This window comes from Pseudoalteromonas sp. SR44-8 (assembly GCF_014163635.1).
Taxonomy (GTDB): domain Bacteria; phylum Pseudomonadota; class Gammaproteobacteria; order Enterobacterales; family Alteromonadaceae; genus Pseudoalteromonas; species Pseudoalteromonas rhizosphaerae.
Genome location: NZ_JACJDS010000004.1, coordinates 66,728 through 85,807 on the forward strand (window position 1 = coordinate 66,728; position 19,080 = coordinate 85,807).

Annotated in this window: 10 protein-coding genes; 3 read left to right on the plus strand and 7 right to left on the minus strand. The window is 40.5% G+C overall.

All coding sequences use genetic code 11. The features are described from left to right. The first annotated feature begins 105 nt into the window (after positions 1-105). Positions 106-3,360: a glycoside hydrolase family 88 protein gene (locus H5183_RS02735; protein ID WP_259397090.1), complete on the plus strand. Its 3,255-nt coding sequence runs from the start codon at positions 106-108 to the stop codon at positions 3,358-3,360. A 58-nt stretch (positions 3,361-3,418) separates the two neighbouring features. Here the strand turns inward: H5183_RS02735 and H5183_RS02740 are convergent, their stop codons facing one another. Then, complete coding sequence (locus H5183_RS02740) at positions 3,419-4,447, minus strand: family 43 glycosylhydrolase (RefSeq protein WP_182730872.1); 1,029 nt, start codon at positions 4,445-4,447, stop codon at positions 3,419-3,421. 102 nt (positions 4,448-4,549) lie between these two features. Between H5183_RS02740 and H5183_RS02745 the strand changes: the two genes are divergently transcribed. Next, positions 4,550-5,560, plus strand: coding sequence for an arabinan endo-1,5-alpha-L-arabinosidase (locus H5183_RS02745; protein ID WP_149980056.1), 1,011 nt, complete (start codon positions 4,550-4,552; stop codon positions 5,558-5,560). A gap of 97 nt (positions 5,561-5,657) precedes the next feature. On the opposite strand, the gene H5183_RS02750 is transcribed toward H5183_RS02745, so the two are convergent. From H5183_RS02750 to H5183_RS02775, 6 genes are all read right to left on the minus strand, one after another. Further along, positions 5,658-6,092: an FKBP-type peptidyl-prolyl cis-trans isomerase gene (locus H5183_RS02750; RefSeq protein WP_145234141.1), complete on the minus strand. Its 435-nt coding sequence runs from the start codon at positions 6,090-6,092 to the stop codon at positions 5,658-5,660. A gap of 10 nt (positions 6,093-6,102) precedes the next feature. Then, positions 6,103-8,553 carry a glycoside hydrolase family 127 protein gene (locus H5183_RS02755; protein WP_182730873.1) on the minus strand — a complete coding sequence of 817 codons (2,451 nt, stop codon included), beginning with the start codon at positions 8,551-8,553 and terminating at the stop codon, positions 6,103-6,105. A 22-nt stretch (positions 8,554-8,575) separates the two neighbouring features. Continuing rightward, positions 8,576-9,520, minus strand: coding sequence for a glycoside hydrolase family 43 protein (locus H5183_RS02760; RefSeq protein WP_182730874.1), 945 nt, complete (start codon positions 9,518-9,520; stop codon positions 8,576-8,578). A gap of 14 nt (positions 9,521-9,534) precedes the next feature. Next, positions 9,535-10,872: an MFS transporter gene (locus H5183_RS02765; RefSeq protein ID WP_145234145.1), complete on the minus strand. Its 1,338-nt coding sequence runs from the start codon at positions 10,870-10,872 to the stop codon at positions 9,535-9,537. A 248-nt stretch (positions 10,873-11,120) separates the two neighbouring features. Next, the gene (locus tag H5183_RS02770) at positions 11,121-13,928 is read right to left on the minus strand and encodes a TonB-dependent receptor (protein WP_182730875.1); all 2,808 of its coding nucleotides are present in this window, start codon (positions 13,926-13,928) and stop codon (positions 11,121-11,123) included. 529 nt (positions 13,929-14,457) lie between these two features. Continuing rightward, the gene (locus H5183_RS02775) at positions 14,458-17,295 is read right to left on the minus strand and encodes a TonB-dependent receptor (protein WP_182730876.1); all 2,838 of its coding nucleotides are present in this window, start codon (positions 17,293-17,295) and stop codon (positions 14,458-14,460) included. Positions 17,296-17,851: 556 nt separating this feature from the next. Here H5183_RS02775 and H5183_RS02780 point away from each other — a divergent pair. Further along, positions 17,852-18,814, plus strand: coding sequence for a glycoside hydrolase family 43 protein (locus tag H5183_RS02780; RefSeq protein WP_145234152.1), 963 nt, complete (start codon positions 17,852-17,854; stop codon positions 18,812-18,814). Positions 18,815-19,080 lie beyond the last annotated feature (266 nt).

Sequence of the window (19,080 nt, forward strand, 5' to 3'; positions counted from 1 at the left end):
ACGTTTATAGGGAGTGTTATCACTCCCTTTTTTGCACACAGATAAAGACACTCATTAATCAGGCTATCTAGCTTCCTCTCGTGTTGTTAGCCTCAGTGCCAATTAATGAACAATCATAAAGAGGTGATGATGAACACTCTGCTTAAAATTGCATCTATAAGTTCTCTAGTATTACTCAGTAGCTGCTCCTCAATAATTCCCCAAAAAAGTGTAGAAGCACGCTTTGTTCCTGAGCGTATGGACGACTTTGCGTTTGAAAATGATAAGGTTGCCTTTCGCGTTTATGGGCCTGCTTTAACAGACTCTGCTGAAAACAACGGTACTGACTGCTGGCTTAAACGGGTTGATTACCCAATTATTAATAAATGGTATAAAGGAGAACGAGAAGGTATCTCTTATCATGAAGATCATGGTGAAGGTTACGACCCTTATCATGTTGGTAATTCATTAGGCTGTGGCTCAATGGCCCTATGGGATGAAAATGCCGATAAAAGCGACAGACTGATACAGCCCAATGTGTATACTGATTATTCAATAATAGAAAAAACCGCTGATAAAGTCGTTTTTGAGCTCACTTACCAGTATAACGATAAAGACATCACCGAGAAAAAACGCTACACACTTGAAAAAGGTAGCCAATTTTATAAAGTACACAGCCAATTTACGCACAATGGTCAACCCATTCAACTTAAAGTTGCTGTCGGTGTCACTACCCATGATGGTAAAGCACAAGCACATGTCAACTCTGAAGGTGATGCAATAACAACGTGGGAAACCATTGACGGTAGCCAAGTGGGTACATCTGTACTATTACCTAAATTTACCCACACTCATTATATTTTACAACAAAGTGATAAGAAAGATCGTTCGCATGCACTGCTTGTTGCGCAAACGAATAAAGCGGGTGAAATTACCTATTATGCTGGTTTTGCTTGGTCAAAAGCGGGTGACATAACAACCTTCAAACAATGGCAAGATTATGCGAGTAACTATTTAGCCAAAGATAAAAACAAACAAGTAACCGCAGAATCTGTAAAGTCATTAACGAAAAAAGTAGCAGACTGGCAAATTGCACATTTTGACGAAGAAGGTAAATACCGCGCGCTGCCACGCAAACCACCACAGTGGATGAATCGCGAGCAATATCATGATTTAGAGTGGCATCATGGTGCCCTTTACGCGGGTATGAACGAATGGCGTAAAATTGCTGATGATGATAAATATACAAACTTTTTAATGGAAATTGGTCAGCGAAATGACTGGAAACTTCACCAGCGCCCTTATCACGCCGATGATCAAACGGTAGGTCAATTTTATCTGTCTTTATACGAAGACTTCCACCAACCAGAAATGCTTGAACCAACACGTAAGCAATTTGATTGGATTTTGGCTCACCCAAAAACCGGCACACTTGATTGGCTTGCCGAAAATACTCATGCCCATGATCGTTGGGGCTGGTGTGATGCATTATTTATGGCACCGCCTGTATGGGCACGTTTAGCTAAAATTACCGGTGAAGAAAAATACTTAGACTTTATGGATCAAGAGTACCACGCCACGTATGACCTATTGTGGAGTGAGAAAGATCAGCTATTTTGGCGTGATTCTAGTTTCTTTGATAAACACGAAAAAAATGGCGAAGACGTTTTTTGGGCTCGTGGCAATGGCTGGGTATTTGGTGGATTAGCTTTGATGATACCTGACTTACCAGTTACTTGGGAAAAGCGCGATTTTTACATTAATTTGTATAAAAGAATGGCGGCACGTTTAATTGAAATCCAACGTGAAGATGGCACATGGTCAATGGGATTATTAGGTGGAACCGAAGGTTACCCAATAAAAGAAACCAGCGGTACGTCGTTTTATGCATATGGTATTGCATGGGGTATCAACCAAGGTTACTTAGATAAAGTCACTTACCGTCCAGCGTTAATGAAAGCATGGCAAGCGCTGCAAAATTCAGTCACCGCTGAAGGCATGCTCGCCTTCGTACAGCCTGTAGGCGCAGCTCCTGGAGATTCATTTCCAGATTACACTGAAGTGTATGGTGTTGGAGCATTTTTAGCAGCCGGTAGTGAAGTGTATAAACTACTTGAAGATGAAAAACCAAAAAAACACGTCGCTCACAATACAATTCAAACGTTAATGCATAATGCAGGGTGGTGTTGGTTTCAAGATCCCCGCGCCATTATCCAAAACGGTAAATTAATTATCGGTAGCGTTGCTGGCAATGGTGTGGGTGACGCTGCGGTAGGTGTCTACGACCTTGATAAAAAGCAACTACTCGGTCGTACCACATTAAAAACTGAATTTGACCATGATGATCATAACTCACCGGTTTTTTATGCGCGTCCTGATGGCAGTGTATTAACCGTTTACGCACGTCATAATAGTGAAAAAGCACATTACTACCGTATTTCAAATTCTGACAATTTTTTAAATTGGGGCGAAGAGAAAACGATACAAAGTCCTGCCAACGTAACCTACATGAACTTATATGACTTATCCGATGAAGGAACACTTTATAACCTTTATCGCGGTATTGATTGGAATCCAACGTATGTTACATCAAAAGACGATGGTGCTACCTGGAGCGATGAACATGTTCATCTCATTCAAAATGAAGTCCCAGGCGTACAAAGACCGTATGCACGCTATGCAGGGAATGGCAAAGACACCATAGGTTTGTCATTTACTGACGCTCATCCGCGTGATTTTGGTAACAGCATTTATTATTCTGAGTTTCGAGATGGTAATTTCTATAACGTGGATGGCACATTGATTAAAAACCTGAAAAAGGAAGGTCCGCTAAAACCCTCCGAAGCAGAGAAATTATTTCAAGGTGGCGGCGGAACCTTCCGCGGTGTTGATTTAAGTGTTGAAAAAAGCGCTTGGACCAGCTCAGTAGCATTTGATGATAAAGGCTATCCACACGTTGCTTATACTTATTATTTAAATAATCAAGATCAGCGCTATCGTATTGCATCTTGGGATGGCAAAAAATGGCATGACCGTGAAGTTGCGTTTGCAGGAAGCCGTTTATATGACCGTGAAGCCAGCTATACAGGCTTAATCACTGTGGATCCTAGCGACCCTTCTCACGTGGTTATTTCAAGTAATGTAAATCCTACGACAGGTGAGTCTTTATCAATGCCGCATCAAATATTTAGCGCACACATTGGGCTTGATGATGATACTAAAAGTATTCAGTGGCAGCAGTTAACACATGATAAGCACAATGAAAATTTACGCCCTATGATAGTCAACTCTGATCAACATAAAGTGATTATGTGGTTACAAGGGCAATATAATAGTTGGACAGACTATTATTTAGATGCTGTAGGGATTATTGTTGAGTAATCAGCCCTAATTCATTAAAAAGGAGCCACAGGCTCCTTTTTTATTATCAGCTCTATAATTAGTCCGGAAACTCTGGCGAAAGAATAGGAAATCCTTGGTCATCCCACTTTATTATACGCGCTCGCGCATGGCGATTTGGATCTGTTAAGGGTGTACCCTGTAACTCTTTATAATCACGGCTATGGTAAATTAGTAAGTCTGTAACACCGTCCTCTGCTTTTACAAAACTATTGTGACCTGGACCAAAGCGCCCTACTTTTTCGTTACTTGCAAAAATTGGCTGTGGCTTTTTATGCCAGCTTGCGGGGTCGAGTAAATCAGCATCTGCATCGGCCCATAACAAGCCCATTGCATATCGATCATCGGTGGCACTGGCAGAATACGTAAGTAGCACTTTCCCCTCACGGATCATCACTGCAGCTCCTTCATTCACCTTATAGCCTTGTATTTCCCAATCAAGTGTTGGCTCTGAAATATTCACTATTGGCTCTTTTATCGATGTTGGTGAATCCATTTGTGCAATCCACAATGCGGAGTTATACGTTGCGGGTTGGTTTTGTTGTGCCCACACTAAATAACGCTTACCTTTATGGCTAAATGTTGTAGCGTCCAACGAAAAACTATCAAGGTGGGTTTTTAACTGACCCATTTCTTGCCACTGCCCGTTCATCGGGTTTTCACTGTCATTTTTGAGTACATACATGCGGATACTAAACGGCTTTTCTACATCACCCGCTGCAAAATGAATATACCAACTGCCATCAACTTTATGTAGCTCTGGTGCCCAAATATTGGTACTCATTGGGCCTTTTTCATTTTTATGCCAAATCACTTTTGGTTCAGCTAACTTCAAGTCATTAAGTCTACAAGCTTGACGTAATTCAATTTCGTCAAACTTAGGGGATGTACCAATAAAGGTATAACAACCGGTTTTTTCATCGCGGACCAACCAAGGATCAGCGCGTTGCAAAACAATCGGGTTATCAATTGGCATTAATGTTGGGCTATTATTTGCCTCTGCAACACTGTAAAAGCATGACATACTAAGTACGCTTATAATTGCAGTGGCAATCAGATTCTTGGCCATGGTATTTCCTATTTTTATAGTTTAATTTCCATTGTTAATATTGTATTACATATATTATAGTAGCTGATAAGTTTAATGATTAAAATAAAAAGGTAGGCAACTATGAAACACGCAAAAAAGTTCGCTCATACATGTAAACTGCTCGGTGCAAGCACATTACTTTGTTTAGCAAGTAATACCATGGCTAAACAAGTTGAAGTACACGACCCTGTAATGACCAAAGAAGGCGATACCTATTACGTCTTTAGCACGGGTATGGGGATCACGTATTACGAATCCAAAGACATGAAAAATTGGCAGCTTACCGGGCGCGTATTTAAAGACGAGCCGAGCTGGGCAAAACGAGTTGCCAGTGACTTTGGTGGCCACCTTTGGGCGCCGGATGTATACCAAAAAGATGGCAAGTTTTACCTTTATTATTCTGTGTCTGCGTTTGGTAAAAACACCTCGGCGATCGGTGTAACGGTTAACGAAACTCTAGATCCTAAATCACCAGATTATAAATGGATAGATCACGGTATAGTTATACAGTCTGTGCCTGAGCGTGATAACTGGAATGCCATAGATCCAGCGATTGTTGAAGATGACAATGGTACACCATGGATGAGCTTTGGTTCGTTTTGGGGCGGTCTTAAATTAGTGAAACTTGACGATGATATGGTACGTTTGGCACAACCACAAGAATGGCATAGCATTTCAGCACGCCCTAACACTGAACACGGACCTGTAGAAGCACCATATATCTTTAAAAAGAATGGCTATTACTACCTATTTGTGTCGTTTGATAAATGCTGCCAAGGTTTAGACAGCACTTACAATGTCCGTGTAGGGCGCAGTAAAAACGTAGAAGGCCCATACCTTGATAAAGAAGGCCGTGACTTAAATAATGGCGGTGGTTCGCTGGTGATCGAAGGTAATAAAGACTGGGTAGCGCTTGGTCATAATGCCGCTTATACCTTTGACGGTAAAGATTACTTAGTACTTCATGCTTACGAAACGGCTGATAACGGTTTACAAAAATTACGTATTCTACCGATGACTTGGGACGATAACTGGCCAGTAGTTGATAGCAAAGATCTAAACAAGCGCACCACTAAGCTGATTGAGAAGTAACACTTAAGAACAGCCACTAAAAACCTGCATTTTTTGCAGGTTTTTTGTTTTGATATATCGCATTCTTAACACAAGAATTACTGCTCTAGCACCAATATTACTCTTTAAAATCAATGAGTTTAATATCCATAAAAATAAGCTGCTCACTGCTTGTCGCTAAAGATTCATTCAGTGCCACACTGTAAATATCGTAGGCTAGATGCGGTAAAATCAAAAGTTCATAACGGCTGCCTTTAGGCATCAGCATGAGTGCTTCTTGCAAACCTTCAATTGCTTCTGCTATCTCATACTCAGCCACTTGCTCGATTTGCCGCGTATCATAAAGCACATGCCCTGTTGCAGTCATCACGCGTTGCTGCACCTTAACAGTAGCATCCCATGAAGGTGGTTCGCCACTTCCCAGTTCAATAATTCGATACATTAAACCCGAGCCGGTTACATGCACACCAGGCTGTGTTATGTATTGCTCTGCGAGCGGGTAGCGCCGAACACTCACTTTAGAATGCACATCGTCATAATGCTGTAAACTCATACTCGTCCTACTAGTTATTATTGATTAAACGAATACCGTAAATACCACCAGCAACCGATCCTTTTATTGCACTAAAGCGCAGTGTTAATGAGCTAGCTTTTTTCATTTCATCAGTTAATGGATAATCAATACTGTAAAATTCTGCACCGGTTTGCTTAGCAGGTAAGCTAACTTTTGCCAGCACCTCACCATTAATTGTGATAGTAAACTTACGTCCAACATCTGCAGTAAAGTAACGGATACGCAGTGCAACTGCCTGCTGCTCTGAGTTAGTTAGCTTATATTCAAACCAACCTGTTGCATCACGCCAATGATGGCCGTTATTAACACCTGCACGGGTATTTTCACCTTTAAAGTCATGCTCAACTTCAGGCTGTTGCTCGCCCGGTGTAATTTGGTCAACGGTCAATAAACGTAATTGCTCTTTTGCTTGTTCAGCCGCTTTTGAATCTTTAACAAATTGAGTAAATTCGGCTTCACTTTGCTGCGGCCAGTAAACTTGATAGCGACTATCATGAAGCCTAAAGAACGGAATTAACTGAGTTGTTTGTGTGCTCCCTATCCCCTGCTGAGCAATGGCGACATTTTTATCTGTGGTAAATGCAAGTTCTGCGCTAGGGGCTCGCTTTAAATCAGCAATAAACTGCTCGGGTTCACTGAGCATGATAGGCAGTGCTTCGGGTGGACAGGTCGGCCCTGCTGCAATATGACCCATGCGACTGTCATCAGCAACAAAGTTTAAATGCTCATTTTTAAACGCTTGTACTTTGGTTGCCATTACCACAGGACCATACAATACCGCATAGTAATCTTGGTCATCAGGCAACTGCTCTGTGTACAGTTTTGGCGCTAAAGAAAAAGTTAATTTATCGCCATCATGCCAGTCATGTTTTATTGCGTAATACCCCTGCTCTGCAGTGGCATTTATTGCTTTGCCATTAAGTTCAAATTGCAATTCATCAGTAACCCAACTTGGTTTACGAATATGCAGCTGCGCTGATGAGTTATGTTTTTTATCTAATGTGTTAATCACTAAGGTTATATTATTAGCATCAGGAAAATGGCTTTGTTGAGTTACTTTTAAGCCCTGTTGCTGCCAATCAAGGGTACTTGGAATAAATAGATTTACCCATAAGTTATTGTCTTTTTTGCTGTAGATAAGCTCACCGTATTTACTATGATTTTCGATACCCGAACCGACACAACACCACATTGAATCTTGTACCGATGAATACATACGATAGTGCCCAGGACGCATTGGCGTAAAGTACACAAGCCCACCGTGCTCAGGATGTTGCGACGATAAAATATGGTTATAGGTTGCGCGCTCGTAGTATTCTAAATAGCGAGTGTCCGCGGTTTTCAGAAACAGCAGCTTGCTGAGTTTCATCATGTTGTACGTGTTACAGGTTTCAGGGCCTTCAACGTCTTCAACCATCGCGGTAAAATCTTTTTTGTCGTGAAAATGCTCACGCACACTGTTACCACCAATGGCCACTGAGCGCTCTTTAGTCACTGTTTGCCAAAAATAATCTGCGCCTTGTTGCCACGCTTTATCATCAGTGGCCTCAGCGACCTTCAACATACCAATAATTTTTGGAATTTGGGTATTAGCATGTAAGCCAGTTAGCTTATCTTGTTTTTTTAACAGCGGATCGACAATGCTATTTTGAGTAAACTGTTGCGCTAATTTGAGATAACGCTTATCGCCACTGAGCGTCGCCATATCGGCAAATACCGCATTTAAACCGCCATATTCTGAATACAGCATCTGTTGAATCTGCTGCTCGCTTAACTTAGAGGTTAAATTTAAAAACCATTCGCCTAAATCAAACAGCATGGTTTTTGCTTGTTCACTGCCTGCAATAAAATAAGCATCACGCAGACCATGGAAAATTTTGTCTATGTTATAAAGCGGCACCCAACGATCATTTAAACTAAATAAATCGGCTTTAATATTGCCATCATGGATTTGTTGCCACATCGCTTGACCATTTGGTATGCCTCCTAAATAACCGTCATTAACCTGTTGTGCGCGTTGTAGCTCATTTAACATGTAATCTAAACGGCGCTTTAGTTCTTCATCGCCAGTTGCAGCCCACGCAAGGCTTAACGCCGATAAATAATGACCGCCAATGTGACCATCAAGCCCCGAGTCTTCCCAATTACCATAAGATGACGCTTTGGGCTCGATACCAGCTTCACGTAAGTAAGGGGCTAATAATTGATCTGGGTGCAATGCCAATAAATAACGAACGTTAGTTTGCTGGGCATGTAAAAATGGGCTTGCACTTAAGCTAACTTGCTCAAGTGCAAAAAGTTGTTGTGGTGTGCGCTGTGTATGATGCGTATTAACAGTTTTATCGACTGCATTAGGGTGTTCGCTGCAAGCCGATAACAACATTACCGCAAGTGAAAAACTAATAACGTGTGGTAATTTTTTTACTGCTAAAACAAACATACACAGAGTCCTTTTGTTATTTTTATTGTTCGCCAGGCTTACCAAAAACAGGCATACCGTTATCATCCCAATTTAGTGATTTTGTGAAGGTATGACGATCTGGGTTCCACAGTGGATCACCTTCAATTTCAGTATATTGACGACAGTGATAAACCAGCACGTCGTTACCATTTTCATCTTGCGTAAAACTGTTATGCCCGGGGCCAAACATCGACTTAGGCTCGTTACTACGAAATACCGGCTCTTGCACTTTAGTCCAGCTATTTATATCTAATAAATCACTATCTAGGTCCGCATATAGCAAGCCCATAGCATAGTTTTCATCGGTGGCACTGGCTGAATACGTTAAGAATATTTTACCGTTACGTTTAAGTACGTTAGGGCCTTCATTCACCCAAAAACCAATTATTTCCCAATCAAGTTCAGGGATGGTTAAACGGGTGATTTCGCCAGTGATCTCTGTTGGTGATGACATTTTTGCCAAGTACAGATTTGAGTTACCTTTTACACCCGGTTCTTTTTGTGCCCAGCAATAATAAAGCTCATCATTATGATAAAAAGTCGTGGCATCTAAACAAAAAGTATCCCATGGGGTTTCAATTTGACCGCAAAACTCCCACTCGCCTTCAATCGGATCCGCATCTTTACAGCTAATTGCATACATACGATGCTGAAATAAATCGTGCTTAATTTCACGACTCGGTGCTGCGGCAAAATAAACATACCAAGCGCCATCATTAAAATGGATCTCAGGAGCCCAAATAAGCTCAGAATATGGACCTGTTTGTGGCTTCATCCAGACCATTTTTGGCGTTGCAGTTGCAAGCCCTTCTAGGGTTTTTGCACGGCGCAGTTCAATGCCATCATAGGCAGGCACTGACGCGGTAAAGTAATAATAACCATCTGTGTGCTTATGAATATATGGATCAGCACGTTGTGGGATCAAAGGTTTAGGTAAAGTTGACATAAATGCTCCTAAAATTATTCTGGTAACCGCTGGTTTTTAACCATATCGGTATAATAGTTATCGGTAATTTTGTATTTAAATAGCACAAAGCCCAAAATGGCATGAAACACACCAGGAATTATGGTCAGCATTAATGCTAATCCAGTCATGGTAAATTGACTTTGTTCAATATTTGGCTGGTAATCAAAAAAAGCTAACAGTAAACCACCGGCAAGACCCGCTAAACCACCACCGGCTTTTTGGCAAAATGAAATCCCGCCAAATGACAAGCCTGATGCCCTAACACCATCTTTAATTTCGCCATAGTCAACCGCTTCTGCAATCGCGGACCAAAATACCGGTGCATGCAAATCAACCACGAAAGATAAAATGATATACAACACAAAGGCTAACCAAATATCACCAGGTTGCACTGCAAAAAACATTATCAGCGAAATAAACAACACTGCGATTTGTGACCATCTAAATAGTTTTAACTTACAATAACGTTGGGTGATCCACGTACTTGCCACCATAGATACTATTGATGCTGCGATACCGGCACTAGTAAATGTACCCGCCAGATCAGGAGCACCTAAATAGTACTTAGCGTAGTACATAGCCACACTGCCACGAATTGCATAACCTAGAGTACCAAGTACACATGCGGCGCATAGCAGCAACCATTGATCGTTTTTAATCAGCACTTTAAATTGGGTCAGTATACTTTCGGTTTGTGGTTCATGAGTAATACGTTCACGAGTAGTAAAAAAACAAAACAGAAACAATGCTACACCGCAGGTAGACACTAAAATCATTGCCAGTTTATAACCATGAGCGATATCGCCACCGCCCCACATTGACGCAAGTAAAGGTACTGAAAATACAATAATAACATTGGCTATTTTGGCAAAAAACATCCGAAAACCATTCGCTGATAAACGTTCTTTAGGATCTGCGGTTAATACGCCAATGTACGAAATATAAGGAATTGCTACACCGGTAAACATCAAGGTGGCAAATAAATAAGTAAGGTAAGCCCACACCAACTTCATATTGTAATCAAAATCTGGAGTGGTAAATAGCAGGACGATTGAAATACCATAGGGCACAGATAAAAATAAGAACCAATGGCGGAACTGCCCCCAGCGAGTTTTTACTTTATCGGTAATCACGCCCATTAATGGGTCAGTAAACGCATCAACAAAACGTGCAACTAAAAATAAAATACCCATATCAACAGGGTCGAGGCCATAAATGTCGGTGTAGAAAAACGACATAAAATAAAATAATGCAGCAACCATAACGTTTACTGCCATATCACCGGCACCAAAACCGACTTTTTCTACCACTGATAACTTTTGATTTTCCATACAACTACCTGATTTTTAAAATACGTTGTACCTTAATACGCCATATTTAAAAGAATAAAGGTCACCTATTCTTTGTTTTATCACATTGGTGACCATTGTATTGCTTATTATTGTAAATTTAATGATAACCTGATTAATAGTATTATCATACTATTTGTAACGCAACCATTTTCGCTTAGACAAAGGTCATATAATAGAAAATAGAAAAGCCTCGGACGATCCGAGGCTTTTATTTGATATAACTGTGATTAGAAAGAGTAACGTACACCTAATGCAAATGTGCGACTATATAGTGCACTATTTGAATTATGTGTCGTTGGATACTCATAATAACTTTGATACGTTTCTTGCGTTAAGTTAGTACCATCAAATGTCACCATCAGATCTTCTGTAACATCGTAGCTTACCTGAAAATCTAAACTCTGTTCTGGGCTACGGTAGATACCCAGTGGGTTAGCAAATTGTGCGGCCTCATAGCTATTTAAGAAATCATCACGCCATAAATAGGCCAAACGCATATCAAAGTCTTCTCGTTCATAGATTAAAACAGTTGAGTACGATGACTTAGACACACCAAACATATCACGCGAATCTGTACCAACTAACTCACCTACATCGTTATACTTCGGTAAATCTTGTTTTGAATCAAGTAAAGTAGCACTGGCTTGAATACCTGCCCCCATTAACCAATCAGGCAAATTGTCAGGGAAATATACAAGACCAAGTTCTAAGCCATCTAATGTACCATTTGACGAATTATTTGGTTGAGTAAGAATGTAATCCTCAGGCTCAGTCGCATCTGGGCCTTGATATTGAATGATACGGTTAGAGCCATAGACAAATCCTTCTATATCGCGCTTAAACAATGTGCCATACAGCGAGCTTGCTTCAGCAAAATACCACTCTAAAGTTAAATCATAATTCTTCGATTCAACGGGTTTTATGCTTGGATTCCCACCATTTGCAGTACCATAACCAATATCTGTGACATCTTCAGTATAATAAATAAACGAGTTTAGCTGTGAAAACTCAGGACGACGAATAGTCTGAGTATAAGCGGCACGTGCAATCAAATCTTCCGCTAAATGGTAGCGTACAACAAAGCTAGGTAACCAAGCCGATGAACTATTATCTGCAAAACTAACATCGGTAGGATTTTGATCAATATCGAAAAATGTCATATCAATCTTAGCATTTTCGTAACGAAGGCCAACTTGACCATCAATATCACGACCAAATAATGTGCTTGAAAAATTACCCTGAATATAAGCCGAATAAGCTTTTTCATCAACATCGAATGTTTTTTCTAACTCCAAACTTTCTGGCTTTATACCATATAGTTCGCGGAAATAGCCTCGATTCGCCTGAATGTAGTGGCCACTTGGAGCAACCCACGATGATGGCCAATTAGCTTTGCCATCAAAAAAGTCTTCATTAACAGCGGCTAATCCAGCATCAAGTGATGAAAAGGGTTGCCCAAGTGTCTCAACGAGGAACTTGGATTCACGTGATGCTTCTGAAGATCCTTTACTATCGTACTTAATACCGAAACCTATTTCATCGAAACCCAAACGGTCTACAAACAGTTCACCATCCAGCGTGAAGGTAAGTGAATCACCTTTGCGATTGCCACCATTGTCATACAGTTGAGCAACATTCCATTGCGAGGTATCGGTTAAATCAGCTTCATTCGCTGGGGTATCTGGATTATCAACATATTCTAATGCTGGGACACCATCTTTATCATTAAAATCAACATTTAAGCCATATGCTACCCGATCACTTCGCATTGCCAGGAATTCTGTTTCGTATTGGCTATCTTGATAATAAATTTCAGACGACAAATTAAAGTTATCATTGATAGTCCATTCGCCACCTAATGCAAACACGTAACTGTCGGTTTTACTTACATTCAAATCACCGCTATTAAAACCGTATGGTGCATCAACATAACGTTCTTTAATAATGTTAGTACCGTCAAAGGTCGTCGGTGGATTTTGCGTATCAACATTGCCCCACCAATCTACGAAGGTAAAGCTTAGCGAATTGAATGACTCATTACGGTAGCCATTATAAAAGGCTTCAAAGGTATATTGTGAATCGCTGTTAGGGCGCCATTGCAATGAAAGATTGGCAGCTGGGCGTTCACGCTTACCAGTTAAGTCATTAGAAAAAACGGCATCGCGTGACAAGTAATATTCAGTTGGCACACCATTGATATTCAATGTCGAACCCGATTGATATGGTAGGCCGTTTTCAAGACCAGGTTCCCATATTGGGCTTTCACTTACATTACCATTGCTTGGGAAAATACGCTCAAACGGTGCAAATCCTGCTGCCGGGTTAAGGGTCATAAATGGCACCATTGCACCTGCAGCCATATTTTGGTCGCGGTAATTAGTCTCTGCGTATGAAAGGTTGATCAAGGCACCAAACTCACCCATACCAGATTCCCAGCGATTACTCGCTAGTGCAGATAAAATTGGATCAACCTCTTCTGCTTGGTCTTGGTAAACACCGCGAGCAGAAACAACCACTCTTGAACCATCAAAGTTAAATGGGCGCTGGGTTTTGATGTCAATTTGACCGGCAATACCACTACCTACTTGTGAAGCGGAACGCGTTTTGAATACATCAACACTTTCCAATAAAGCTGCCGGAATATCAGCAAGCGCTACATTACGACCAGAAGCTGTAAATACTTGTCGACCATTGACTGTTGTTGTTACGTCCGTTAAACCACGGATAGATACCGTGTTTACTTCACCAGCACCACGGTCAGTAACCTGTATACCGGTTACCCGTTGCAGCGCTTCTACAACGTTATTATCTGGAAACTTACCGATATCTTCGGCAACAATCGCATCAACAACTTGGAATGACTGTCGTTTAATGTTCAGGCCTTTATTTAAGCTACCACGAATACCAGAAACCTGAATAACTTCAATGTCGTCTTTCTCAGCATTTGCTGATGTATTATCTTCTTGCTGTGCATATGCAAACTGGCATGACACTGCCATTAAAATTGCGCTAGCTATGTGTGTTTTTTTGAACATGAGTGGTGTTCTCCATTTGTTTTTCCCCCAGAAGGCTAATTACCCTCTGCTCCCCCTTATGTACAAAGCTTGTTGTCAGAGCCTGTATTAAGGTTGTCTTTTATTATGTTAATTATTTGCTGCCTGATATTGATAATATTGTATGATTAATTAGCAGTCAACTTATAACGCTAAATAAATGTTAATTGAAAAAATCGAAATACAGGCTTTAAAGTTGTGAAGAATAGAAAATAAAACAATAAATAACATAATCTTAGTTATTTTATTATGGAAAGGATTAAGAGCTTAACTATATTTTTGCAACAATTAAATGAATTTATTTTATTTAACATGGCAAATAAAGATACTATATTACAATTTAGCCAAGGCAACTTATTGCTCTGTACAACAAGTTCATTTTGATAATCATCATAAAACCCAGTTAAAAATTAACATTTTAGGTACTGCTAGGTAAGAGGTGCCGTTGGATAAAAAAAGTCCCAGACAGGCTGGGACTTTTTGGGCTTATACTTTTGGGCTTATATAAATATTAGAAAGTGTAACGTGCACCAATTGCAAATGTACGAGAGTAGATACCGTTGCTAAAGTTAAATAGGTTATCGTTACCTTCACCGTAATAGCTTTGATACACATCATCTAAGATGTTTGTTGCATCAAATGTCACCACAAAATCATCCGTCACGTCATAACTAAATTGAAAGTCTAAACTTTGCTCAGGACGGCTCCAAAATTGTAGCGGGTTCGCAAAAATAGCCGCTTCGTTACCGGTATAGAACTCTGAACGCCATACGTACGATAAACGCATATCAAACGAATCTCGCTCATAAATACCCACAATACTGTATGACTGATCCGACACACCGGCCATGCTTGACTCAACATAACCACTAATAGTTCCATCATCATTATATTCTGGTAATTGTTGAGATGAATCTAGCGCAGTAAAACTTGCTTGTACACCAACTCCGTCAAGCATCTCCGGTAAATTATCTGGGAAATATACTAAACCAAACTCTAAACCAGATAATTCACCTTCACTGGCATTCACAGGCGCACTTAATGCAAAGGGAATAACCTCTCCATCTGACGCTCTAGGTCGCATTACAATTTTACGCCCAGGGACAATCCGGCTATCTATGTCACGTAAAAAGTACGTTGCATATAAAGAGCTCGAATCTGCAAAATACCACTCAAGTGACACATCATAGTTTGTAGACTCCTCAGGTTGTAATTGCGGATTCCCCCCCACCCCAGTACCGTTTTTAGTCCCATCAGTTAATGGTTCAGTCCAGTATTGCAAGGCATTTAAATCTGTGAAATTAGGCATACGTAAGGTATTAGTATATGCAAAACGTCCTATCACATCATCGGTTATATTCCAGTTTAGAACTAAGCTTGGCAGTAATTTACTGACATCTGCGCTCGCAGAGCTTGACTCAAACACATTGGTATTTAGCCCTGTTTCAGCAGTAAAATCCATTTCTTGCTCATAGCTCACATAGCGAACACCAAACTCCCCGCTGATATTTTCAGTTAAGAAAAAGTTTGTTGTGGCATATAGCGCATACGAGTTTTCTTCGATATCAAAGGTCTTATATACATCTTCTGCTTCTAGATCATACACGCTGCGAACTGCACCAGCGTTATCTAGCATATAGCCACCATCTGCGGTGATAAAGCTATTAAATGTATCTGCACGGCCATCAAAGTAGTCATCAACTTGGAATACTATTCCAGAGCCATCGCCTGCTGCACCAGCTGCACCAAGTTGTTGGATCAGGCTTTCAACACTTGTACTATTTCCGATCCCACCTTCATTTGTTCGAGTGAATTCTTCAGCGGTGCGTTTTTCGTAACGACCACCAAATTTAATTTTATCGAAAAAGTTACCACCTACTAGATACTCAGCATCAAAGGTAAATGTTGTTGAGTCGCCGCGATTCCCGCCTCCATTATCATAGGCTGTTCCCGCATTCCAGTTTTGTATTGCAGCCATATCGGCTTCATTTACAGCTGTATTAGGATCATCCCAAAATGCGATACCTGGAACACCATCATTGTCATTAAAATCAACATCTAAACCAGTTGCAACACGGTCAAAGCGCATTGCAAAAAAGTCTGTTTCATACTCACTTTCTTGATAAACGACCTCAGTGTTAATAGTTAAATAATCACTGGCTTGCCACTGTGCACCAAGTGCGTATAAATAGCTGTCTGTTTTACCATAAGAGAAATCGCCACTTTGGAAACCACCCACAGCAATTGCTTGCTTTTCTTTTACAACGTTAGTGCCATCAAATACAACAGGCGTTTCGATGAAGCCGTTACCGTTTTCGAACGTATTAGAGAACCACATGGCATTTTGCGATTCATTTTCATAACCGGTGTAAAAGCCTTCAGCGGTAATTTCTAGGGTATCAACCGGCGCCCATTGAAGTGAAATTGAAGCAGCAGGGCGTTTACGCAAACCAGTAAAAGACGTACCAAATATCGCATCACGGGCAATTAAATACTCGGTTGGTTCGCCCTCAACATTCAATGTAGAGCCCGGAGCATAGGGTAAACCATTTTCTAGACCTATTTGCCAAACTTTATTACCTTGCGAATCATATTCAGGAATACGTGAATAGGGTGAATACATTGCTTGCGGTTTATTGGTAAAAAATGGAAACGCTGCACCCGCTGTTATCGTATCATCTCGATAATGGGTCTCAGAGTACGACACATTAAACAGTGCACCAAACTCACCCCCACCATCAAGTTCCCAGCGGTTGCTTAATAATGCGCTCACATTTGGGTCAACTTTATCAGGTTGATCGGAGTAAATACCACGTGCAGCTAAAACAACTTTTTTGCCGTCAAAATTAAAAGGACGATTAGTTTTAATGTCGATTGAACCGGCAATACCACGCTCTACCTGATCAGCTGAACGTGTTTTATAAACGGTAACACCCGATAATAAGCTTGCTGGGATATCTTGTAGCGCTACATCACGCCCTGCACCAGTAAAAATATCACGACCATTTACAGTGGTATGCACATCCGACAAACCACGAATAGATACTTGGCTCACTTCACCCGCACCACGGCCAGTAGTTTGCACCCCAGTTACCCGTTGCAATGCTTCTACTACGTTGTTATCGGGGAACTTACCAATATCTTCAGCAATAATAGCGTCAACGATTTGCACGCTAGCACGTTTTTCATCTAACGCTTTATTTAAACTGCCGCGAATACCTGTAACCTGAATAACCTCGATTTCATCAACGCTTTCTTCAGGAGTATTAATTGCTTCTTGTTGTGCATAGGCAAATTGACAAGTGAATGCCAACACTATCGCACTTGCTATGTGTGTTCTTTTAAACATTAGCGGTGTTCTCCAAGTTATAGTTATATCGGCGGGCTGAACTATTCCATTTAGCTACCGAAGAGTGACCACTGCATTGTCCAGAGATGTTGTCAAAACAGTACACGGGGATCTACATATTATTTTGTTAATAGATTAGCGCCCGAACTTTGATCATATTGTATGACTAATCAGCGGTCAACTCTAAAATCCAAATTAAAACAATCCGTAAAGAATATATTAAAGTTCTCTCCCAATTAAACCTTACCGGTTTGCTTGCATACGTCCTAAAAATTAAAATAAACAATAAAATACAACAGTATAAACAATTAAAAAAGCGAAACATCTACATAGTAGTAGGCTGTCGAGTTACAAAAAATAAGTAACCAGATATTTACCTTCGCAATTTTGCTGCTAAGATAATAAAAATACAATATTACAATAAAGAATTGTTTTTCACTGTATGTTTACTTTTTTGTACCAATTAAGCTCATTTTCGTACTCTATAATACAATTTGAGTCTGTGACCGTGAAGAGCGTATATTGAATTACAATCATTAATCACAAAGGACACCTAATGAACAATAAATTAACAGCCTTTGCACTGCCGTTACTGCTATCTAGCACTATGGCCGCTGCACAAAACCCATTATTTACCGATGTGTTTACTGCAGATCCTGCCGCATTGGTGCACAAAGATACGGTTTACCTGTATACCGGCCACGATGAAGCCCCCAATAACGATGTATTTTTTGAAATGCATGACTGGCTTGCCTTTTCATCAACCGATATGGTGAATTGGAAAAAGCACGGCCCAATTATGAAAGCCACTGACTTTAAATGGGCGAAAGGTGAAGCTTGGGCTTCTCATATGATTGAACGAGACGGTACTTTCTACTTTTTTACTACCGTTCGCCATGATGATACTAAACCAGGTTTTGCAATTGGGGTTGCCACCTCAAAATCCCCTACTGGCCCATTTAAAGATGCCATCGGTCATGCACTAGTAACCGATGATATGACCAAACATACACCTAATGACTGGGATGATATTGATCCGGCTATCTATGTAGAAGAAAACGGTGATACATACATGTTTTTTGGTAACTTAGTGCCTAAATATGTAAAACTAAGTGATGACTTACTCAGCTTGGATGGTGAAATTAAAACCATTGATTTACCAAACTTTACTGAAGCACTGTGGGTACATAAGAAAGAAGAATACTATTACGTATCTTATGCGTGTGAATTCCCTGAAAAGATCTGTTATGCGATGAGTAAAAGTATCCATGGGCCTTGGCAGTACCAAGGTATCCTCAATGAGATTGCCGGTAACAGCGAAACCAATCACCAATCAATTATCGAATTTAAAGGTAAAAGTTACTTTATTTACCATACCGGTGCAGTACCACCAAAAGACGGCAAACCAAGTGGCGGACGCTTTCGTCGCTCTGTTGCGATTGAACCACTGCTCTACAATGATGATGGCACCTTGCAGCGTATCATCATGACCACTGAAGGATTGAGTAAAGGTAAATAACTCAGTCAATAAATGGGCTCTTATTGCAGAGCCCTCATTACTATGATTTATCTTCCCCTACCTGCTAGACACATCTAGTGTTCCCATTAAAACAGCGAAAAAGCAGCACAAACCATTGCTTGATAATAATTAAAACACCGCGGTAATCATTGTAAACAAAGCACTTTTAATTTACATGTTAATTACTTTTGCAAAAGTATTTGCACATTTTAAATAGTACTATAAAATTACAATAATACGTAGCTACTACTTTACGTTAGGTGTAC